General features: G+C 68.5%; 16 protein-coding genes, 2 tRNA genes and 2 pseudogenes. 13 read left to right on the forward strand and 7 right to left on the reverse strand.

Annotated elements, in window-relative coordinates; all coding sequences use genetic code 11:
• Window positions 1–62: 62 nt before the first annotated feature.
• Complete coding sequence (locus OG514_RS20045) at window positions 63–2,258, reverse strand: UvrD-helicase domain-containing protein (RefSeq protein WP_266896656.1); 2,196 nt, start codon at window positions 2,256–2,258, stop codon at window positions 63–65.
• Window positions 2,259–2,356: 98 nt separating this feature from the next.
• Between OG514_RS20045 and OG514_RS20050 the strand changes: the two genes are divergently transcribed.
• On the forward strand, window positions 2,357–4,987 hold the full coding sequence (locus tag OG514_RS20050; protein ID WP_266896657.1) for a DUF262 domain-containing protein: 2,631 nt from the start codon (window positions 2,357–2,359) through the stop codon (window positions 4,985–4,987).
• 636 nt (window positions 4,988–5,623) lie between these two features.
• On the opposite strand, the gene OG514_RS20055 is transcribed toward OG514_RS20050, so the two are convergent.
• Complete coding sequence (locus tag OG514_RS20055) at window positions 5,624–5,914, reverse strand: hypothetical protein (protein WP_266896658.1); 291 nt, start codon at window positions 5,912–5,914, stop codon at window positions 5,624–5,626.
• 264 nt (window positions 5,915–6,178) lie between these two features.
• Between OG514_RS20055 and OG514_RS20060 the strand changes: the two are divergent.
• Together OG514_RS20060 and OG514_RS20065 are read left to right on the forward strand one after the other, a co-directional pair.
• Window positions 6,179–6,545 (forward strand): annotated as a pseudogene (locus tag OG514_RS20060) (site-specific integrase); the annotation flags it as partial.
• Between the two features lie 76 nt (window positions 6,546–6,621).
• A complete protein-coding gene (locus OG514_RS20065) occupies window positions 6,622–7,044 on the forward strand; it encodes a hypothetical protein (protein ID WP_266896659.1) in 423 nt (140 codons plus the stop codon).
• Window positions 7,045–7,262: 218 nt separating this feature from the next.
• Here OG514_RS20065 and OG514_RS20070 read toward each other — a convergent pair.
• Window positions 7,263–7,351, reverse strand: a tRNA-Arg gene (locus OG514_RS20070).
• Window positions 7,352–8,096: 745 nt separating this feature from the next.
• Here OG514_RS20070 and OG514_RS20075 point away from each other — a divergent pair.
• Window positions 8,097–8,549, forward strand: coding sequence for a hypothetical protein (locus tag OG514_RS20075; protein ID WP_266896660.1), 453 nt, complete (start codon window positions 8,097–8,099; stop codon window positions 8,547–8,549).
• A 2-nt stretch (window positions 8,550–8,551) separates the two neighbouring features.
• Complete coding sequence (locus OG514_RS20080) at window positions 8,552–8,806, forward strand: hypothetical protein (RefSeq protein ID WP_266896661.1); 255 nt, start codon at window positions 8,552–8,554, stop codon at window positions 8,804–8,806.
• A 4-nt stretch (window positions 8,807–8,810) separates the two neighbouring features.
• Here OG514_RS20080 and OG514_RS20085 read toward each other — a convergent pair.
• Window positions 8,811–9,619, reverse strand: a protein-coding gene (locus OG514_RS20085) for an IS5 family transposase (RefSeq protein ID WP_266896662.1) whose coding sequence is annotated in 2 segments (ribosomal slippage) — window positions 8,811–9,269 and window positions 9,272–9,619 — 807 coding nt in all. Because the reading frame shifts where the segments join, the coding sequence is not laid out codon by codon here.
• A gap of 518 nt (window positions 9,620–10,137) precedes the next feature.
• On the reverse strand, window positions 10,138–10,599 hold the full coding sequence (locus OG514_RS20090) for a hypothetical protein (protein ID WP_266896663.1): 462 nt from the start codon (window positions 10,597–10,599) through the stop codon (window positions 10,138–10,140).
• A gap of 348 nt (window positions 10,600–10,947) precedes the next feature.
• Here OG514_RS20090 and OG514_RS20095 point away from each other — a divergent pair, with 348 nt between their 5' ends.
• Window positions 10,948–11,253: a hypothetical protein gene (locus tag OG514_RS20095; RefSeq protein ID WP_266896664.1), complete on the forward strand. Its 306-nt coding sequence runs from the start codon at window positions 10,948–10,950 to the stop codon at window positions 11,251–11,253.
• A gap of 165 nt (window positions 11,254–11,418) precedes the next feature.
• Here the strand turns inward: OG514_RS20095 and OG514_RS20100 are convergent.
• Window positions 11,419–11,568 (reverse strand): annotated as a pseudogene (locus OG514_RS20100) (IS701 family transposase); the annotation flags it as partial.
• 149 nt (window positions 11,569–11,717) lie between these two features.
• On the opposite strand from OG514_RS20100, the gene OG514_RS20105 reads away from it, so the two are divergent.
• Window positions 11,718–12,506, forward strand: coding sequence for a class I SAM-dependent methyltransferase (locus tag OG514_RS20105; protein ID WP_024756398.1), 789 nt, complete (start codon window positions 11,718–11,720; stop codon window positions 12,504–12,506).
• Window positions 12,507–12,651: 145 nt separating this feature from the next.
• Window positions 12,652–13,908, forward strand: a complete 1,257-nt coding sequence (locus OG514_RS20110) for an IS701 family transposase (RefSeq protein ID WP_266896665.1) — start codon at window positions 12,652–12,654, stop codon at window positions 13,906–13,908.
• 182 nt (window positions 13,909–14,090) lie between these two features.
• On the opposite strand, the gene OG514_RS20115 is transcribed toward OG514_RS20110, so the two are convergent.
• A tRNA-Arg gene (locus OG514_RS20115) sits at window positions 14,091–14,162 on the reverse strand.
• Window positions 14,163–14,322: 160 nt separating this feature from the next.
• On the opposite strand from OG514_RS20115, the gene OG514_RS20120 reads away from it, so the two are divergent.
• From OG514_RS20120 to thrC, 5 genes are all read left to right on the forward strand, one after another.
• Window positions 14,323–14,808 (forward strand): response regulator, encoded by a 486-nt coding sequence (locus tag OG514_RS20120; RefSeq protein ID WP_266896666.1) that lies wholly within the window; start codon window positions 14,323–14,325, stop codon window positions 14,806–14,808.
• A gap of 222 nt (window positions 14,809–15,030) precedes the next feature.
• On the forward strand, window positions 15,031–16,065 hold the full coding sequence (nrtL, locus tag OG514_RS20125) for an ArgS-related anticodon-binding protein NrtL (protein ID WP_266896667.1): 1,035 nt from the start codon (window positions 15,031–15,033) through the stop codon (window positions 16,063–16,065).
• A gap of 12 nt (window positions 16,066–16,077) precedes the next feature.
• Window positions 16,078–17,469 carry a diaminopimelate decarboxylase gene (gene lysA / locus OG514_RS20130; protein WP_266896668.1) on the forward strand — a complete coding sequence of 464 codons (1,392 nt, stop codon included), beginning with the start codon at window positions 16,078–16,080 and terminating at the stop codon, window positions 17,467–17,469.
• A gap of 146 nt (window positions 17,470–17,615) precedes the next feature.
• Complete coding sequence (locus OG514_RS20135; RefSeq protein WP_266900902.1) at window positions 17,616–18,914, forward strand: homoserine dehydrogenase; 1,299 nt, start codon at window positions 17,616–17,618, stop codon at window positions 18,912–18,914.
• A gap of 6 nt (window positions 18,915–18,920) precedes the next feature.
• Window positions 18,921–19,991, forward strand: coding sequence for a threonine synthase (thrC, locus tag OG514_RS20140; protein WP_266896669.1), 1,071 nt, complete (start codon window positions 18,921–18,923; stop codon window positions 19,989–19,991).
• The last annotated feature ends 50 nt before the right edge of the window (window positions 19,992–20,041 follow it).

Below are 20,041 nucleotides of genomic sequence, written 5' to 3' on the forward strand. Positions count from 1 at the left end.
CCCGGCGGGAATGACCCGCCGGGCGCCCACTCGGTCGCGGCGAAGGCTGCCGTCCTCGTCCGTCAGACGGTGGCCTGCTCGGGGAGGAAGGGGCTGGCCGCGCCGTGCCAGGAGACGCGCAAGGCGTCCCTCGCCCGTGTGCAGGCGACGAACAGCAGGCTCAGTTCGCCCATGAGGTCCTCCCGGTACTGCTGGGGGTCGACCGCCTCCGGTGTGAGAGCACCTTGCATCGGCACGACCGCGTCGTTCACACCGGCGACCGCCATACAGCGGAATTCGAGTCCCTTCATGCGATGCATGGTCCCGATCCGGACCCCGTCCCCCGTCGCCGATGACGACCCCAGGACGAGCGCGGGAACGCCCGCCTGGTTCAGGGCCTGGGCGATGTCCTTGCCCAACTGGACGTACCGCACGGCGACGCCGATCTCGTGCGGCGCGACCCCCGTCCCGGTCCACTCCGAGATCCGGGTGACCAGGCCCGAGATCTCCGCCGACTTGTCGGCGGCACCCCCGAGTTCCGGCACCGCGCCCCGGTACGCGGACCGGTAACCGACGAGTGAGTCCTGCCCGCCGTCCATGTCGTCCACGAGGGCGTCCGCGAGGAGGCGGGTCGACCAGGTCAGGATCTCCTTCGTCGTGCGGTAGTTGATGCGCAGCCGGGTGGACCGGCCGGCCACCGGGATGCCGAGACCGCGCAGCGACACCCGGTTGCCGTAGATCCGCTGGTGGGTGTCGCCCGCGATGAAGAGGTCGTCCGAGCCCGGGGCGACCAGAGCACGCAGCATGCTCCACTGGGCGGGGTGGAGATCCTGTGCCTCATCGACCACCACATGGCGGAACGGGCGGTCCCCGCCTCGCTCCTGGAGGATGCGCGCGGCCTCCGCGCACACCTGCAGGAACGTCCATTCGTCAGCTCGGCGCAGCTCCTGGGTGAACGCTTCGACGGCGCGCCACACCTGGGCCCGCTTGAGAGGGCCGAGCGGGGTTCCGCGGCCGGCGCGGGATGCCTTCAGGTAGGCCTCCGGCGACCGGAGGTCCTGGGCCAGGATGACGTGCCGCCACTCCTGGTCGAGGAACACATCGGTGAAATCGATCTCCACCCTTTGAGCCGCCCGGCTCCAGCGGGTGAGGATCTCCTTCTGCGCGGCCACCAGCGCCGGCGGTGCGCCGCGATCCTCCCGGACGATCTGGTTGGCCAGCGCGTCCACGTTGACGACCCGGACCTTCGCCCGAAGCGCGGGCTCGGGGATCAGGAGTTCAAGGTTGCTGAGCAGGTCGGCCGCGAGGTCGCGGGTGAAGGTGGTGAGGAGGATCGACCCGTCGGGGGCGTCCGCCGGCAACTGTCGGGCGAGGTGCAGGGCACGATGCAGCGCGACGACCGTCTTACCGGTGCCGGGACCCCCGGTGACGCGCGCCGGCCCCGTGTACGAGGAGCGGTAGGCGAGCTTGCGCTGGCTGGGGTGGAGGAAGATCCGCCAGGCGTCGAAGGGCCGGGACAGGATGTCCGTCAGCTCGTCGGGGCCGGAGACGAGCGCGATCCGCCCCTGGGACCTGGCCATGGCCGCGGAGAAGTCGTCCCGCTCGGGTCGGACCGAGGCAGTCTCGGCCCGTGGTGCCGGGGCCGCGCGCGGGGGCTCGGAGGGCTGCTCCAGCTGTACGGCGACGACCTCGCGCCACACGTCCTCCGGCTTCATTCCCGCGGCAAGCCCGGCCAGCACGTCGTACTGCTGCTCGGGCAGGACCTTGTGCAGGGCGTCGAGATGGGCCTCGGTGCCGAGGTGCCGTACCAGGGGAAGCAGATCGGGGTCGATGCCCAGCTTGATCAGGTCCTTGTCGGCGACTCCTCCGAACAGCCGCTCGGCCTCCGCGGGCGTGCCGGGCCGGTGACCGGCGAGGCCGTCGATGCCGGCGGTCGCGCGTTCGAGAGCGATGTCGTCGCGCAACTCGATGCCTTGCGTGGCCGAGTTGACGGTTGCCCGGTGCTTGACGGCCCAGGCGATGGCGTCGTCGTGAGGCATGACCTTGAGCAGGAGGAAGCTGTCGCCCACCTCCGGAGCCAGCACCACACCGCGCATGAACTGGTTGATGCGGATGGTCCGGATGCGGGAGTCGCGGGACTTCTCCAGCTTTTCCAGGTGCAGGCCCGCGTGCCGGTGTTCCCGGAACTTGTCGAAGACCTCGTGCACACGTTTCTGGACGGGCTTTTCCAACGTGGCGAACTCCAGGAGGAAGTCCTTGTGGATCCCCAGTGCCGCCATCGCGCGCCCCCGGTCATACGGTTGTCGATTCCGCTGATCACCGTACTCGGGTACGGCACAATGGCGGGCCGACGGGGCAAGAGTCGGGGAGGGGACGCGTGCACGCGCAGGAGACGACGTTCAGCAAACTGGTCCACGGTGAGACGCAGTTCCAGGTCCCGCTGTACCAACGCACCTACACCTGGCAGCGCGACGAGCTGCGGCAGTTGTGGGACGACGTGTCGGAGCTCGTCGAGGACAAGCTGGAGGGCAGGGCCCCGGCGGCTCACTTCCTCGGGTCGGTGGTGCTCGCGCCGGAGCGCGTCGCGGCGGGCGGGATGCAGCGCTGGCTCGTCGTGGACGGTCAGCAGCGGCTGACCACGCTGATGCTCGCCTTCACCGCGCTGCGGGACGTCCACCGGGCTCGGGAGCGGGACAAGAAGGCGGCCCGCATCCACGACCTCATCCTGGTCAACGGCTACCAGGACGGGAACGACCACTACCGGCTGCTGCCGACCCAGGCCGACCGCGAGGCGTTCGTCGCCTGCGTGGAATCGCTCCCCACCGCGGGCGGCCCGGGCAACATCGGCGGCGCGTACCGCTTCTTCCTCGCCGTCCTGACCGAGGGCGAGGAGAGCGCCGGCGAGGAATGGGTCGGCGCCGTGGAGTCCGTACTCAGGGACTACCTCTCCATCGTGTCGATCACCGCCGCCGAGGGCGACAACGTCTACCGGATCTTCGAGTCCATCAACAACACGGGTGTCGGCCTCAGCCAGAGCGACCTCCTGCGCAACTACCTCTTCATGTGTCTCCCCAAGCGCGGCGAAGCCGTCTACCGCAACCTATGGCTCCCGATGCAGGAGCTGCTGGGCCCCACCAGACTGGAGCTGCTGGTCTGGCTCGACCTGGTCGTCGGCGGCGACAACCGGGCCAAGCAGAGCGAGATCTACCGGGACCAGAAGAAGCGTCTCGAACCGATGAGCTCGGACGAGGACGCGCTGGAGGCGGAGGTCTCCCGACTGCATGTGCGGGCCGGCCGCCTCATGCGGATCGTCGAACCGTGGCGGGAGAGCGACCCGGGCCTGCGCGAGGTCCTGGAACGGCTCGCCCGCTGGGGCGGTCAGACCCACTACCCGCTGGCGCTGCTCCTGCTGGACCGGCTGGACGAGGGCGGCTGCGCCCCCGGTGAAGCGGCCACCGCCCTCGCGTACGCCGAGAGCTACATGGTGCGACGCCTGTTCGCGGGCAACTCCACCACCGGCAACAACCGCACCTTCATGGAACTGCCCAAGGAGGTGGAGAAGGAGGTCGAGAACGGGAGCTCGCTCGCGGACGCGGTGCGCCACGCCCTTTCCGCCAAGACGGGAACGCGTGTCTGGCCCCCCGATGCCGTGATGCGGGAGTCGATCCGCAGCCGCCCCTTCTACAAGTCGGGCCGCTCGAACCAGCGCTTCGAGATCCTGCGCCGCTTCGAGGAGAGCTACGGCGCCAGCGAGCCGGTCGACTACGCCAAGGCGAAGCTCACCGTGGAGCACGTGCTGCCGCAGCAGCCCGCCCAGCAGTGGTTCGACCTCCTCGCGGAGGAGGCCGGGGAGGGCGAGAGCCCGGAGGAGCTGCACATCCAAGTGGTGCACACGCTCGGCAACCTCACGCTCTCCGGCGACAACGCGCGCCTGTCGAACCATCCTTTCCGCCGCAAGCAGCAGATCCTGGACTCCAGCGCGCTGCGGATGAACCAGCGGATCGCGGCCCAGGACCGCTGGGGGAGGACCGAGATCCTCTCGCGCGCCGAGGAACTCACCGACCGAGCCCTGGAGTTGTGGCCGGGCCCCATCGATGGCGTGATCCACGCCGGCGCCGAATGGGCCGGCTGGGGTGAGCTGCGCCAAGCGCTGCTGAACATGCCGGCGGGCACCTGGACGACCTACGGTGACCTCGCCGCTCTCATCGGCACCCACGCCGTCGCGGTCGGCAGCCATGTGAGCACCAGGCCCGCGCTGCACGGGGCCTATCGCGTGCTGATGGCCGACGGAAAGATCTCGCCCGGCTTCCGCTGGCCGGAGGGCCGAGAGGGCACGGCCGATCCGCGGGAGGTCCTGGAGTCCGAGGGCGTGCCGTTCGACGAGTGGGGCCGCGCCCGCCGCTCGCACCGGCTGACAGCGGCGGACCTTGCGACGCTGGTGGGCAAGGACGACTTCGAGAACGAGACCCCCGCTCAGGGTCCTGAGGGCTCTGGGGGCTCTGGCGGCACCGGAGGCTCCAAGGCCGACGGGGAGACCGCGGCCGCCCGTTTCGAGACGCTGTTGCGCGACAACCAGACGCCGGACACGGTGGCGGGAGTGCTCGACTGCCTGCGGTTCTGGGAGGAACTGGGCGGCTCCCTCGACCACGGGAAGAAAAGCGAGACCAGCTGCTTCCCGATGCTGTCCTTGGGCGGCGCTCGCGCCCGTTCGCTGTGGCCCCTGGCCCTGTACCCGGTGACGGGCACCGCCGAGGTGGTCTTCCAACACCTGAAGCGCCGACCGCCCTTCGACGACGAGCTGCTGCGACGCGAGCTGATGGCGCGCCTGAACCACGTGGAGGGCATCGACCTCGCGGAGGCGAAGCTGGACCTGCGCCCCTCGTTCCCGCTGGAAGCCTTCGCCGACCACGGTGCGGAGCTCCGTGACGTCCTGGAATGGTTCGTCCACACGGTCGCGCTCGCGGAGGCCCGCCGCCCGATCGACGACGAGCCCGGGATGCCCGCGTGAACCAGGCCGTGGCCGAGACGACCTGACGCGGTCGAGTCCCCGGCCTGTTCTCCACTCAGCGGAGGATCGCTGCTCGGCCGCCTGCCGGGCAGCGATCGTCATGGCCGTGTGACGACGGCTCTACCGCGCGGCGTCTCTACCGCACGGCGGCGACAGCCAGGTCCGAGGGCAGGGCGCTGGAGTGACGTGACGGGTGTGGACACCGAGGTCGAGGTGCTGCTGACTCGGTACCCGAAGTGCCTCGACTGCCGCCAGTTCAGACGACACGCTCATCAGCCGCGGTGATACCGGTACCGACGCGGAGCGACCACACCGGCCTCCGCCGCATCGCGGCAGCAGCTGCTCCCCGCCCGCCCATTCCCGGTGGTGCGGTCGCCTCACGCTCCCGTCATCCGTGACGGGGAGGGGAGGGTACGGCGCCCGGCCCCACTCAGGCCCCGCAGTCGGCCGGCCATGCGCAAGAGGCCACCCCTCCCTCGCCGCTGGCCGTCTTTTGGCGTGCGGACGGCGGCCGGGCTGGAGCGGGGCGTAGACAGGAGTGCAGGCCTGGGCGACGGGCCGCGCGCGCCGCGCCGTGCGTGGCGGGTGCCTTGATGAGGTAGAGGAACCTGTTTCAGCTCCCCATGGCCTCGTGCTCTAGTACTCAGTGGACTCGGGCGGCCGCGGGCCGAGCCGGCGCTCCAGTTCGGCCTCGTCGTAGTCCACGGTGATGCCGAATTCCTTCATCGCATCGGTAAGCAGCGCCAACGGGATGTGGACCTCGGTGTTGCCACCCTCTTGCCATCCCACCGGCTTCCCCTCCGTGTCCGGCACCGTCAAGAAGAAGGGAACCTTGGCGTAGCCAATCTTGGAGCACATGATGGCGCTTCCGTCCGAATTCGTCCCGCACTGATAGATGAGCACCTCATCAATGAATTTCCCGGGCATTTCGCACCTCCGGCAGACGATCCCTCGGGATGAACCAACAGAGGCAGCCCCCGCCTTGGGGCAGATTCACGCGGGAGACGACCCCGGGAGCGCAGCTGTGCGCACGCTCTCTTTCAGCATCTCCCGGACCGCATCAGCACGCATCCCGCCGAGCAGCCGGGCATGATCGGCCGGACAAAGTCCTAGTGGGTGCGCCTGAGCACTTGCCCCTCAGCGTCCCGGAGCAGGCGACTCGTGAATCCGCCGGCTCTGCGTCAAGGCGACCTCGTTCCCCAGCTCGTGAGCATCTTCCGGGGGCACATCGAGACCTTCGGCACCGCGGGCGACGGGCGCCTGTTCTTCAGCGAACGGGGGAGTGGTCTCCTCCTCCACCTACTACCGGGCCTGGCAGGAAGCCCGGGCGCTCGCGCTGCCGCCGGCCGTCGTCGCCTCGCCACTTGCCCAGCGGCCGTACGACCTCCGGCACTCGGCGCTCTCCACATGGCTCAATGCGGGTGTCGACGCCATCGAGGTCGCCGAACACGCCGGCAACAGCGTGGAGGTGCTGCTGAGCCGGTACGCGAAGTGTCTCGACGGCCGTCAGGAAGTGGCGAATCGGAGGACCGAAGACCTGCTGAGGGAGTACGAGTGATCGAGCGAGGGGGAGTGTCAGTGCCAGCGCCTACGCTGCGCTTCGGCTTGGACGGTTCGAATGTGAGGGGACAGGGGTGGGTGGCAACGCTTGGACGCAGACGGGCCCGTATCAGCCTGATCTGGCGGCGGCATTCCGGCAGGCTCAGGAGCAGAATCTGGCAGAGGACGACCGCGGCTTCGAAGGGCGATCCATCCAAGAGCTGTGGCGCGATCCGGCCTGGCACGAGTACATCTTCACCGGTGGTACGTGCTCGGTGCTGGACTTCCCCCGCATGACCGATGCCACGGATCGGAGCGATGGTCCGTTCATGCGGCCGCTGACCGACAGCGAAGTGCGCGCATGGTCCCCGGGTGGCCAACCCACCTACGAGGAGTGGGACGAGGCTCTTGATACAGGGCGGTTGGAGTTCCCCGACCGAGCGCAGGGGAACTGCACGGTGCTCTATCGCGACGGTCGGCCGGACCTGATCGGCTACTGGGGAGTGACCGCCGACTAGTCGGACCGCGTCGCTGCAACGTGAGGCCCTGGGACCCGTCCCGGGGCCTTCGTCGTTTCAGGGCTCCCACCTGCGTCGATGCCTCACGGCCCAGGCCGCGCATAGGCCGCGGCCCCTGTCATACGCCCGCTCGGCGCGGCACACGCCTGCACATACAACAAGACCCCGCGTTCAGCGTTTCCGCTGATCACGGGGTCTGTGTGGCACTTCCTGCGAAGTGCCCCCGGCAGGATTCGAACCTGCGCACACGGCTCCGGAGGCCGCGTGAGTCTCATGAGTCTCCGCAGGTCACCGACCTACAAGTGGCACGACGGTCCTCGTCGGTCCACGAATAGGCCGCACGTTGCGGAAGGCGGTTGGATATCACCCAGCAGTAACGTGGGCACAGAGGCCACGCTGCCGGTACCCACCGGCTGCCTCGGCTCTCACAGCTGCCCAGAATGCCTTGGAATCGCGAAGGTGCCCGCCCAAGGTGTGCCAGGACAGGCGTGGGTGCTCGATTCGCAACGCGGCGAGGCCGGCGGAAGCCAGACCACATCGCTGATACTCCGGCAGCTTGTAGGGCTGTTCGACCCACGCGAGCTGACATCGTCGGCAGATCTGATAGTCGACGCTGAACGCGAACTCGCCGTCCAGATTGGCCGCCCGCTGACGCCAGTCACCACCCCGCTCCCCTGAGATGGTGTCCTGCCATGGCGTGCCTAGCTCTGGAACGCTCTCCCACCCACGCCGCCGCCCAAGCCGCCCGCGGCTCACCCAGTGCAACACCTTGCGCCAACGCTCCTGCCCAGACACCCGCCCTACCTCGTGAGCCTGACTGGCTAAGACGTCGTTTCACTTGGTGAGTCGTCGGTAGATGAGGGAGTGTTCCGGCTTGCGTTCGTAGCGGCAGTGGAGCTGATGGCAGCCAGCTGTGCCGTACCTCAACGGTGAACCTCGACATCTGTCATTCAGCGAAGTCGCCGCTCACACTGCCACCATCGACGAAGGCAATCCACGACCGGGGTGAAACTCCCTGGCCGCAGCCCTGCGTCGCCATTTACGCTCCGCCCATGCGCAGCGTCTACGTGTTCCCCGCTGGAGAGTCGACCGCGACAGCCGCACGGCTTGACCGGCTGATGCCCGGCAAGAACGGCTACTGGACGGACGGGAAGCTCTACATCGACCTCGAGGACGAGCAGGACGGTCACCTGTTCGCCGGCTGGGATCCCGAGGACGTACGCCTGCTGGACTCCGCGCTCGACCATCGCCCGACCTGGGACCTGTTGGTCAGCGTCTCCAGCCACATCGACGGTACTGCCGAGATCCGCAACCTCCTGTCACACATCCTCGAAGCCGGCGGCGTCGCCATCGACGACTACTCCGACCACTGCTGGACGCTCGAAGAGATCGACACCGAGTGCAAGATCGATGGTCTGGGCTTCTTCGACTTCCGCACCCACGCCGCACGGCACGGCCACCCGCCCTGGACTATCGCTCGCGCAACTTCAGGGAGGCAGGACTAGCCATGTTCGACCACGTCGTCGGGCTGCGGCCCGAGGAAGCGGCACGATGGACTGCACTCGTCGAGCAATGCCGGCCCGTCCTCGCGGGCGAAGGAATGCAAGCCAATCAGGACCTGCTGGCTGAACGCGGCATGAGCATCATCCAGTCGATCGCGATCACTCGAGCATTGCTCGGTTGGCAAGAGACGTCTCTGCGTATCGCCACCGACATCGTGACCACGAGCTCCTCTCGGACAACCGTCAGTGACGCCGACTAGAACGTCACTTGGTGAGTCGTCGGTAGTTGATGAGGCTGGTCGCGATGGCGGTGAAGGCGAGGAAGTGTTCCGGCTTGCGTTCGTAGCGGCGGTGGAGCCGGCGGCAGCCGGCGAGCCACGACATGGTCCGCTCGATGACCCATCGGTGGCGTCCGAGCCGCTGTGAGGACTCAATGCCCCGGCGGGCGATCCGTGGCGTGATGCCGCGAGAGCGGAGCCATCGCCGCAGGTGAGGGTAGTCGTAGCCCTTGTCGCCGTGGAGCTTGTCGGGCCGTCTGCGGCGGGGGCCGCGGCGGCTGCGGATCGGCGGTATCGACGCGACGAGCGGCTTCAGCGCAAGACTGTCGTGGGTGTTGGCCGCGGAGATGGCGACCGCGACCGGCAGGCCGGACCGGTCGGTGACGAGATGGATCTTCGATCCGTTCTTGCCACGATCGGTCGGATTCGGTCCGGTCAGGAGCCCCCTTTGAGGGCCCGGACACTCACCGAGTCGACGGCGAAACGCGACCAGTCCAGGTCCCCCTGGGCCCCGAGCTCATCCAGGATGACCCGGTGAAGGCGGGCCCAGACCCGCTCCTTGCTCCAGTGGGCGAAACGTCGGTAGACCGTCGGCCAGGCCGGCCCGAACAATGGCGGCACCTGCCGCCATGTGCAGCCCGACGTGGCCACGAACACAATCGCGGCCAGGCACTCACGATCCCCCGCCCGCCGACGGCCACCTCCCTGCGGCCGCACCACCACTGCCTCGGGCACCACCCTGCGGAACAACTCCCACAACTCATCCGGCACCAACCGCTCGGCAAGACTCGTCATGCCCAGCACAACGAACTGAACCGCCAAAGGAAACGACGTCTAAGCGCTTCGCTGCTTCCCTGTCGACATCACTCGTCATGGCGCTCATCGTTCCCCGATCCGGCGGATGGCGAGGGCTGTTTGCCAACGAAGACTCGGAAGCTCCCCGTGCGCGCCCAGTCTGAGGAGGACCACTGCCTTGTAAGCCTGGCGCCGATCTGCCGCTGGTCGTCGCAGGTCAGCAGGCCTACCGTGGCGCTTCCACAGCCAGCGGGCGCCTGCCTTTCACATGCCCCGACTCGCCGCGGCTGACCGCTCGTTCTGGCACGGATCTGGCACGCACGTCGTTGCCGACGGCTGCCATGAGATCAGGGGGCCAGGCAAGGTCCAGGCTCCGCGACCGTCTGATTCCGTAGCTCTAGCCGGATCCGTTAGCGACAGTCATTCCGGTCCTTTCGAGGCCCGGGAAGGATGCCAACGAACGGAGGTTCTTCCTCGGGTTGTGGTATCGAGCCGCTGTGCACCGTCAAGCTAAACCCTCACCTCGGGTGGCCCAAACCCTCTCGCCTCGCCATCTCCGCGATGTACTTGAAATGTGGATAAGGAGACCATCCCAGGGCTTCCTCTCTTGCCCTAACGAAGTGTTCACCATGCCCCTCGTACGAGAGGGTCAGGGTTTTCCCCCACTCCTCCAGTGCGAGATCTTTTTTGATATATCCATGTTTCACGTAAAGGCCCAGGAGGTCGAACATTGCGACGGCCCGCGATATGGACCAGTGCTGATTCTTGTTGAGGGCATACACGTTTTCTGCATCACTTGTCGATTCGATCGACTCGCGTAGCAGTGTTCGCCCCTCCTGGAGCTCCGGCTGCATTAGGCGCTCATTTAGCGAAAGGAATAGAATCCGCTTCTCTTGCTTTCGGCTAACAAGCAAAGCGATGATCGAAAGCGTGAATGCCGATGCAGCAGCGAGCATCGACCCAAGGGCGATCCAGTCCATGCAGTCAGTAAAGTGGAGCTGCAACATTGGCGCTTGCTCAGGCCGCCGAATGAGCACAAGCGCGAGTCCTAGCGCTGGCAGAAGAGGTCGGTGAAGTCTCAATGCTCCGGGCAACCCAACCAGCGATCTTGAAAACCGTCGTGGCGCGAGTCACCGTGGGTTCAAATCCCACACCCACCGCCAGGCGGATGGCCCCCGACCAGCCGAATGGTCGGGGGCCATTCGCATGTCCGGACAGCGTGACAGTCCGATGTTCCCCGTGACTCCCCGCTAGATCGGGCACGCGAGGGGCGCGGTGATTGTCAGGGTGGCTGCTGAGCCTCCCCACCCTGCTGCTTTGATCAGAGCATGACCCACTCTGATGATCCGGCCGACGACAGATCTGGGCGGATGAGTCGTTCCGTCGTTTTCGGTGCGGCTTCCGTTGCGTTCTGGTTCTGCTGCCCGTTCTGGATGCTCGTCTGGGCTCTGGCCCTGCCGCTCGGCCTCACGGGTCTCGTCCTGGGTGTCATCGAATACCGCGCTGCCGCAAGGCAGGGCGTCAGCCGTGCGCAGCCTCTGACCAGCCTGGCGCTCTCGTCGGTGGGTACGGCAGCGGCCGTTGCGTACATGCTCTTTGTGTTCGCACATCCGGACCTGTCAATTCAGGAGTAGGTCGACGGAGCGGCCTTGGGGTGGAGCTGCCACGGTTTGCCAACCTTCGCCGGATACTCGCCCTGACTCCCATCCCGTCTACCGTCGACCTACATACCCTGGAGCGTGCACAAGTCCGGTGTTTAGGCGACATGCTCCTAATACTCCAGCCGTAGATCGTGATCTTCATGGCTGGGCGGCTGCTTGCCGTCGGTAGTGGCAGTCGCGGGCGCGGGCCTGGTGTCGGCGTCGCCAGTGTGACCAGCGGAGTCGGTGCGCGAGGTCGCGGGCCCGGCTGGTCAGGGTGGTGAACAGGCGTTGGATATCGGTGCAGGTCGGTATGGACCGAGGCCGGCCTGTGGCGTCGGCTGCACCGGGCGGTGCTGGACGAACTCGGGAACGAACGGCTCGTTGGATCTCGAAGGATGTGAGGGCCGCCGGGAGCGGCCCGGAACTGAACTGGTGCAGCACACGTCTCCCGCACCATGATCTCAAGTGAGCGCCAAGAGCACGCGATCTCCACCAAGCTGGTCTCGCCGTCCGCAGTGAGTGCGGAACCGTCGAAGACCAACGACTACAACAGCTTCGCCGAGGCGTACGCGGCCGCAAACGAAACCAACCTGGTCAATGCCTACTACGAGCGGCCCGCGATGCTGGCCCTCGCTGGAGACGTGGCCGGCCGACGGATTCTCGACGCCGGCTGCGGCTCGGGGGCCCTGTTTGCCGCGCTGCGCGACCGTGGCGCCGTTGTGAGTGGCTTCGACACGAGTGCCGGGATGCTGGAGCTGGCTCGGCGGCGGCTCGGCGACGGTGCGGACCTGCAGGTGGCGGACCTGGGCAGCCCGCTTCCTTACGCTGATGACACATTCGACGATGTAACGGCGTCCCTGGTGCTGCACTATCTGGAGGACTGGGGGCCGGCGCTGGCCGAGCTGCGACGCGTACTCAGGCCCGGCGGTCGACTGATCGCATCTGTCGACCATCCCTTTGCCATCAACCTCATACACCGCGAGGCCGGTCGCGAGGCCGAGCACAACTACTTCGACACCACCAAATGGACCGTGGAGTGGACCATTGGCGGCCATACCGCCCTGGTGAGCAGGTGGAACAGGCCGCTGCACGCGATGATCGAGGCTTTCATCGGGGCCGGTTTCCGGATTACGGTCATCAGCGAGCCGGAGCCTGATCCCGCCGCCCGCGAGATGTTCCCCGAGGCCATCGCGGCCAAGCCGCGCTTCCTGTGCTTCCTGTTCTTCGTCCTGCAGGCCGACTAGTACTCCAGCCGTAGGTCGTGATCTTGCTGGTCGGGGCCGGTGCGGAGACGGCTGCGGCCACCGTTGATCATCGTGAGTTGTGTCGACCAACGAAGATCAGGCGGTGGCCGCAGGTCGCAGCGTAGTGCCTGCCCGGTGGCGGTCGATGTTCGACCAGCTGACGGGCCGTATCGCGGGCCGGTTCGCGAGGGTCGAACCACGCCGCCACGCAACGGCGTTGGTGCTGGGCCTGCTGGCGGACCTGCCAAGGAAGAACTGCTGGACGCTGGCCGAGCACGCGGGCGACTCCACCCCGGACGGCATGCAGCACCTGCTGCACCGCGCGAAGTGGGACGCCGACGCGGTCCGCGACGACGTACGCGCCTACGTGGTCGAGCACCTGGCCGATGACGAAGCCGTGCTGGTGGTCGACGAGACCGGCGACCTGAAGAAGGGCACCGCCACGGTCGGCGTCCAGCGCCAGTACACCGGCACGGCGGGCCGGATCGAGAACTCCCAGGTCGCCGTCTACCTCGTCTACTCCGCCGCCTGCGGGCATGCCGCGATCGACCGGGCCCTATACGTCCCGCGCTCGTGGACCGACGACCTCGACCGCTGCCGGACCGCCGGCATCCCCGAAGACCTCACCTTCACGACCAAGCCGGTACTGGCGGCTCGGATGATCACCCGGGCCCTGGATGCGGGAACGCCCGCCCGCTGGGTCGCCGGCGACGAGGTCTACGGCGACAACCCGCACCTGCGGGCCGCGCTGGAAGACCGCCGGACCGGCTACGTCCTGGCAGTCTCCAGCACCCACCAAGTCACCACGGTGGCAGGGAAGTTCCCGGCCAAGGCCATCGTGGCGAAGATCCCGAAACGGGCCTGGCAGCGGCGCTCGGCCGGAGCGGGCGCCAAGGGCGAGCGGTACTACGACTGGGCCCAGGTCGACATCCACGGCCCCGCCTACCGGCCCGGGCACTGGTGGCTGCTGGTCCGCCGCAACCGGAGAAGCGGCGAACTCGCCTTCTACCGCTGCTTCTCACCCCACTCCGTCCCGCTGTCCGACCTGGTGCGGGTGGCCGGACGGCGCTGGACGGTGGAGGAGACCTTCCAGGCCGGCAAGGGCCTGGCGGGGCTGGACGAGCACCAGGTCCGCCGCTGGACCTCCTGGCACCGCTGGGTCACCCTCGCGATGCTCGCCCACGCCTTCCTCGCCGTCACCGCAGCCGCCGAACGCCGCGACCACCCCGCCCCCGACGACCTGATCCCCTTGACCTGCAACGAGATCCAACGCCTGTTCACCACCCTGACCAGCCGGGCCCACGACCTCGCGCACCGACTCCGCTGGTCACACTGGCGACGCCGACACCAGGCCCGCGCCCGCGACTGCCACTACCGACGGCAAGCAGTCGCCCAGCCATGAAGATCACGATCTACGGCTGGAGTACTAGGAGAGGCTTTCGGGCGCGATCGCGCCTCACGCACCACTCACGCGCGACCAGTGACAGGCAACGATGAAGGGCCGGACTCAGTGAGACTGAGTCCGGCCCTTCATCTTCGGCACTTCAGCAGGTCAGCGGGTTGATCACGCTGTCCGAGCTGGAGTGCCCCCGGCAGGATTCGAACCTGCGCACACGGCTCCGGAGGCCGTTGCTCTATCCCCTGAGCTACGGGGGCGTCCGCCGCGTTCGGCGGCGACGGGTAGAACCCTACCAGCTCTGCGGGAGTGGCTGTGAACAGGTATTTCCGGGGTGTCACCAGGTGCTGGGTCCCCCGCACGGGTCAGAAGTGGGTAAAACCCGGACGCAGCCGTTAGGGGCGGCCTACTCTCGTTCGTGTGTCAGGCGTGTCCGGTCGGGTGCTCGTTGTCGACGACAACAAGGTGATCCGGCAGTTGATCAGGGTCAATCTCGAACTCGAGGGGTTCGAGGTCGTGACCGCGGCCGATGGTGCCGAGTGTCTGGATGTCGTACATCGGGTTCGTCCTGATGTCGTCACCCTGGATGTCGTCATGCCCCGCTTGGACGGGATCAAGACGGCCGAGCGGCTACGTGCCGATCCGCGGACCAGTCATCTGCCGGTCGCGATCATCAGCGCCTGCGGTGAGCACGAGGTCTCCGGTGGGGCCGCCTCCGGCGTCGACGCCTTCCTCGCGAAACCCTTCGAGCCCTCCGAGCTCGTGCGCGTCGTGCGTCAGTTGATGCACCGCGAGCGGCGCGAGCGGCCCGAGGCGGCCGGGACCGACGGGGGAGAGGAACCGGCCGCAGTCGACGGCCGGCAAGACCCCCGACGCGCCGGGAGCACCACCGGCCCGCATCACTGAGCCGGTCCGCACCACTGAGCCCGGCCCGCACCACTGAGCCCTCCCATTGCATCGATGAGCCCGGCCCGCGTCACCGAGTCGGCCCCGGGCCTCTGAGCCCGGCCCCTCCGTGCCGCCCCCTCCCCCGCACTGCCCCCACCGAGTCGAGCCTCTCCTCGCCCAGGTGCCCGCATCGCGAAACCGGTTCGCGTGAGGACCCCCCTCCTCCCCTAGGCTTGTCCCGTGACCCCCGCGGACCTCTCCCTCACCGTGCTGCACGCCGTGCGCCGTGCGGTCGACGACGGTGCGCTGCGGGTCGACGTACCCCCGACGGTCAAGGTCGAGCGTGTTCGGCCCGGTGGTGCCGGGGAGTACGCCAGCAGCATCGCGCTCTCCCTCGCCCGGTCCGCCGGGCGTCCCGCCCTCGATGTCGCCGGGATCCTGGAGGAGCGTCTCCGTGACGCTCCCGGGCTTCGCGAGGTCGTGATCACCGGGCCCGGGTTCCTGAACTTCTCCCTTCGGCGCGACGCCGACGCCGAGCTCGTACGGGCCATCCGCGAGGCAGGGGACTCGTACGGGACCAGTGATGCCCTCGCCGGGACCACCGTCCGTTTCGCCGGTCCGCCCGACCTGACAGAGTCGCGGGCCCTGCTCGTCACCGAGACCGTCGTCCGGCTCCTTCGGTCGCAAGGCGCCGACGCCGGGTTCGCCGAGCTCGCCGGGTTCGCCGGGTTCATCGGGCCGTCCGATGACGAGCGGGGCGAGAGCGGCGAGCGGATCCATGTGCGCGCCGGCGCCTACGAAGGTGACGTCCTCGGTGTCGACGCCGCTCGCTGGGCGCTGCTCCGGCCCTCGCCGCAGGACCGGCCCCTCGACGGGCCTCCCCTTCTCGTGCAGCACGAGCGCAACTCGCTCTTCCGCGTCCGGTACGCGTACTCCCGGGTGCGCAGGCTGCTCGTCAACGGGCGGCAGCTCGGTGTCGTTCCGGTGTACGAGCACGATGCGCCGCCCCTTCACGCACCCGAACTTCTCGGCGTCCTCCGCGACCACCCCGTCGTTCTACTCGCCGCCGCCCGCCACCGCGCCCCCGACCGGGTCGCCCGGCACCTGGAAGCCACCGCCGACGCGCTGCTCGCGTTCCAGCACACCGTTCTGCCGCTCGGCGACGAGAAACCCTCGGCCGCCCACCGTTCCCGGCTCGCGCTCGCCGAAGCCGCCGGGACGGTGCTCGCCGGTGGCCTCGCAGTGCTCGGCATCAGCGCACCCGAACGGATTTGAAAGAGTTCTGACATGAGTCGTTCCGCCCATCCCGCAGGCCCTCGCCACGCCGACGTCCTTCCCGAAGGCCACTACACCGCGCCCGCCGCCGACCTCAACGTCCTCGACCCCAAGGTGTGGTCCCGGACCGTCGAGCGCGACGAGCACGGGGTCGTCACCGTCGGCGGGCTGAGCGTGACCGACCTCGCCGAGGAGTTCGGGACCCCCGCCTACTTCCTGGACGAGACCGACTTCCGGGCCCGCTGCCGCGCCTGGGCCGAGGCCTTCGGCAAGGACGCCGACGTCTTCTACGCGGGGAAGGCGTTCCTCTCCCGGGCCGTCGTGCGGTGGCTCAAGGAGGAGGGGCTGAACCTCGACGTGTGCTCCGGCGGCGAGCTCACCACCGCCCTCTCCGCCGGGATGCCCGCCGAGCGCATCGCCTTCCACGGCAACAACAAGAGCGAGGACGAGATCCGTACGGCCGTCGAGGTCGGCGTCGGGCGGATCGTTCTCGACTCGTTCCAGGAGATCGTTCGCGTCGCCCACATCGCTCAGGGTCTCGGCAAGCGCCAGCGCGTGCAGATCCGGGTCACCGTCGGCGTCGAGGCCCACACGCACGAGTTCATCGCCACCGCGCACGAGGACCAGAAGTTCGGCATCGCGCTCGCCGGGGGACAGGCCGCCGAGGCCGTGCGCAGGGCGCTGAAGCTCGACGGTCTCGAGCTCATCGGTATTCATTCGCACATCGGCTCTCAGATCTTCGACATGGCCGGCTTCGAGGTCTCCGCCCGCCGTGTCGTCCAGCTGCTCGCCGAGGTCCGTGACGAGCACGGGGTCGAGCTGCCCGAGATCGACCTCGGCGGCGGTCTCGGCATCGCGTACACCTCCGAGGACGACCCGCGCGAGCCGCACGAGATCGCGAAGGCGCTGAGCGAGATCGTGACGCGGGAGTGCGAGGCCGCCGGGCTCGCCACGCCTCGTATCTCCGTCGAGCCGGGGCGCGCCATCGTCGGGCCCACCGCCTTCACGCTCTACCGGGTCGGCACCATCAAGCCGCTCGAAGGGCTGCGGACGTACGTGAGTGTCGACGGCGGTATGTCGGACAACATCCGTACCGCGCTGTACGACGCCGAGTACAGCGTCAACCTCGTCTCGCGGACCAGCGACGCCGCGCCCATGCTCTCCCGGGTCGTCGGCAAGCACTGCGAGAGCGGCGACATCGTCGTACGGGACGCCTTCCTTCCCTCGGACCTGGCGCCCGGCGACCTGATCGCCGTGCCGGCCACCGGTGCGTACTGCCGCTCCATGGCCAGCAACTACAACCACGCGCTCCGGCCGCCCGTCGTCGCCGTCCGTGACGGCGAGGCGCGGGTCATCGTGCGGCGCGAGACGGAGGAAGATCTCCTGCGTCTCGACGTCGGGTGATGAAATAGTCGGGTGATGAAATAGATGTCTCAGGATCCGGACGAGGGGCTGAAACCCCCGTCCGGTGAGTGAGACTGGTTCCACCGTTGAGAACCGCAGAGACTCGAACGTAGAGATACGAAGTAGGACGAGAAAGAGGTCGGATGATGCGTACGCGTCCGCTGAAGGTGGCGCTGCTGGGCTGTGGAGTGGTCGGCTCAGAGGTGGCGCGCATCATGACGACGCACGCCGACGACCTCGCCGCGCGCATCGGCGCCCCGGTCGAGCTCGCCGGCGTGGCGGTCCGCCGCCCGGACAAGGTCCGTGAGGGAATCGCTCCCGAGCTGATCACCACCGACGCCACCGCCCTGGTCAAACGGGGGGACATCGACGTCATCGTCGAGGTCATCGGCGGGGTCGAGCCGGCCCGCACCCTCATCACCACCGCCTTCGAGCACGGCGCCTCCGTCGTCTCGGCGAACAAGGCGCTGCTCGCCCAGGACGGCGCGAACCTCTACGCCGCCGCCCAGGAGCACGGCCAGGACCTCTACTACGAGGCCGCCGTCGCCGGCGCCATCCCGCTCATCCGCCCGCTGCGCGAGTCCCTCGCCGGCGACAAGATCAACCGCGTGATGGGCATCGTCAACGGCACGACCAACTTCATCCTCGACAAGATGGACACCTCCGGGGCCGGCTACTCCGAGGCACTCGACGAGGCCACCGCCCTCGGGTACGCCGAGGCCGACCCGACCGCCGACGTCGAGGGCTTCGACGCCGCCGCCAAGGCCGCCATCCTCGCCGGGATCGCCTTCCACACGCGCGTGCGCCTCGACGACGTCTACCGCGAGGGCATGACGGAGGTCACCGCCGCCGACTTCGCCTCGGCCAAGCAGATGGGCTGCACCATCAAGCTGCTCGCCATCTGCGAGCGCGCCGCCGACGGCGAGTCCGTCACCGCGCGCGTGCACCCGGCGATGATCCCGCTCAGCCACCCGCTGGCCTCCGTCCGCGAGGCGTACAACGCGGTCTTCGTCGAGGCCGACGCCGCCGGACAGCTCATGTTCTACGGCCCCGGCGCGGGCGGCGCTCCGACCGCCTCGGCCGTCCTCGGCGACCTCGTCGCCGTGTGCCGCAACAAGCTCAACGGGGCCAACGGCCCCGGTGAGTCCGCGTACACCCAGCTGCCCGTGAGCCCCATGGGCGACGTGGTGACGCGGTACCACATCAGCCTCGACGTGGCCGACAAGCCGGGCGTCCTCGCCCAGGTGGCGACGGTCTTCGCCGAGCACGGCGTATCTATCGATACCGTGCGCCAGCACGGTCGACAGGACGGAGACGGCGAGGCCTCCCTCGTCGTCGTCACCCACCGCGCGCCCGACGCCGCCCTTTCCGGGACCGTCGAGGCGCTGCGCAAGCTCGACACCGTGCGCGGTGTCGCCAGCATCATGCGTGTTGAAGGGGAGTAAGGACCCATGACCCACAAGGGCACCCACCAGTGGCGCGGCATCATCGAGGAGTACCGGGACCGCCTTCCGGTCACGGACACGACGCCGGTCGTCACGCTCCGTGAGGGCGGCACGCCGCTCGTACCCGCTCAGGTCCTCTCCGAGCGCACGGGCTGCGAGGTGCACCTCAAGGTCGAGGGCGCCAACCCCACCGGCTCCTTCAAGGACCGGGGCATGACCATGGCCATCTCCAAGGCCAAGGAGGAGGGGGCGCAGGCCGTCATCTGCGCCTCCACCGGCAACACCTCCGCCTCCGCCGCGGCCTACGCGGTCCGCGCCGGCATGGTCTCGGCCGTCCTCGTGCCGCAGGGCAAGATCGCGCTCGGCAAGATGGGCCAGGCCCTGGTGCACGGCGCGAAGATCCTCCAGGTCGACGGCAACTTCGACGACTGCCTGACCCTGGCCCGCAGCCTCTCCGAGAACTACCCGGTGGCGCTGGTCAATTCGGTCAACCCGGTCCGTATCGAAGGCCAGAAGACCGCCGCCTTCGAGATCGTGGACATGCTGGGCGACGCGCCCGACATCCACGTCCTGCCCGTGGGCAACGCCGGCAACATCACGGCGTACTGGAAGGGGTACCGCGAGTACGCCGCCGACGGTCTCGCGACGCACCGCCCGCGCATGTGGGGCTTCCAGGCCTCCGGTTCCGCGCCGCTCGTGCGCGGCGAGGTCGTCAAGGACCCGTCGACGATCGCCACCGCGATCCGCATCGGCAACCCGGCCTCGTGGGACTACGCCATCGCCGCGCGCGACGAGTCGGGCGGCTTCATCGACGAGGTGACGGACCGTGAGATCCTGCGCGCCTACCGCCTGTTGGCCGCGCAGGAGGGCGTCTTCGTCGAGCCCGCGTCGGCCGCTTCGGTCGCCGGTCTGCTGAAGGCCGCCGAGCAGGGCAAGGTCGACCCCGGCCAGCGGATCGTCTGCACGGTCACCGGCAACGGGCTCAAGGACCCCGACTGGGCCGTCGCCGGCGCCCCGCAGCCGGTCACCGTTCCGGTCGACGCGGCCGCCGCCGCCGAACGCCTCGGTCTGGCCTGATCACACCCCCTCCGCGCGGGGGAAAGTACTGATCGAAACCCGATCAGGAA

Origin of the sequence: Streptomyces sp. NBC_00572 (assembly GCF_026341815.1) — a bacterium.
Taxonomy (GTDB): domain Bacteria; phylum Actinomycetota; class Actinomycetes; order Streptomycetales; family Streptomycetaceae; genus Streptomyces.

Coding starts and splice junctions, on each gene's coding strand:
- OG514_RS20045 (WP_266896656.1), bottom strand. CDS start 2,258: ATGGCGGCACTGGGGATCCACAAGGACTTCCTCCTGGAGTTCGCCACG.
- OG514_RS20055 (WP_266896658.1), bottom strand. CDS start 5,914: ATGCCCGGGAAATTCATTGATGAGGTGCTCATCTATCAGTGCGGGACG.
- OG514_RS20075 (WP_266896660.1), top strand. CDS start 8,097: ATGCGCAGCGTCTACGTGTTCCCCGCTGGAGAGTCGACCGCGACAGCC.
- OG514_RS20080 (WP_266896661.1), top strand. CDS start 8,552: ATGTTCGACCACGTCGTCGGGCTGCGGCCCGAGGAAGCGGCACGATGG.
- OG514_RS20090 (WP_266896663.1), bottom strand. CDS start 10,599: ATGGACTGGATCGCCCTTGGGTCGATGCTCGCTGCTGCATCGGCATTC.
- OG514_RS20095 (WP_266896664.1), top strand. CDS start 10,948: ATGACCCACTCTGATGATCCGGCCGACGACAGATCTGGGCGGATGAGT.
- OG514_RS20105 (WP_024756398.1), top strand. CDS start 11,718: ATGATCTCAAGTGAGCGCCAAGAGCACGCGATCTCCACCAAGCTGGTC.
- OG514_RS20110 (WP_266896665.1), top strand. CDS start 12,652: ATGTTCGACCAGCTGACGGGCCGTATCGCGGGCCGGTTCGCGAGGGTC.
- lysA (WP_266896668.1), top strand. CDS start 16,078: ATGAGTCGTTCCGCCCATCCCGCAGGCCCTCGCCACGCCGACGTCCTT.
- OG514_RS20135 (WP_266900902.1), top strand. CDS start 17,616: ATGCGTACGCGTCCGCTGAAGGTGGCGCTGCTGGGCTGTGGAGTGGTC.
- thrC (WP_266896669.1), top strand. CDS start 18,921: ATGACCCACAAGGGCACCCACCAGTGGCGCGGCATCATCGAGGAGTAC.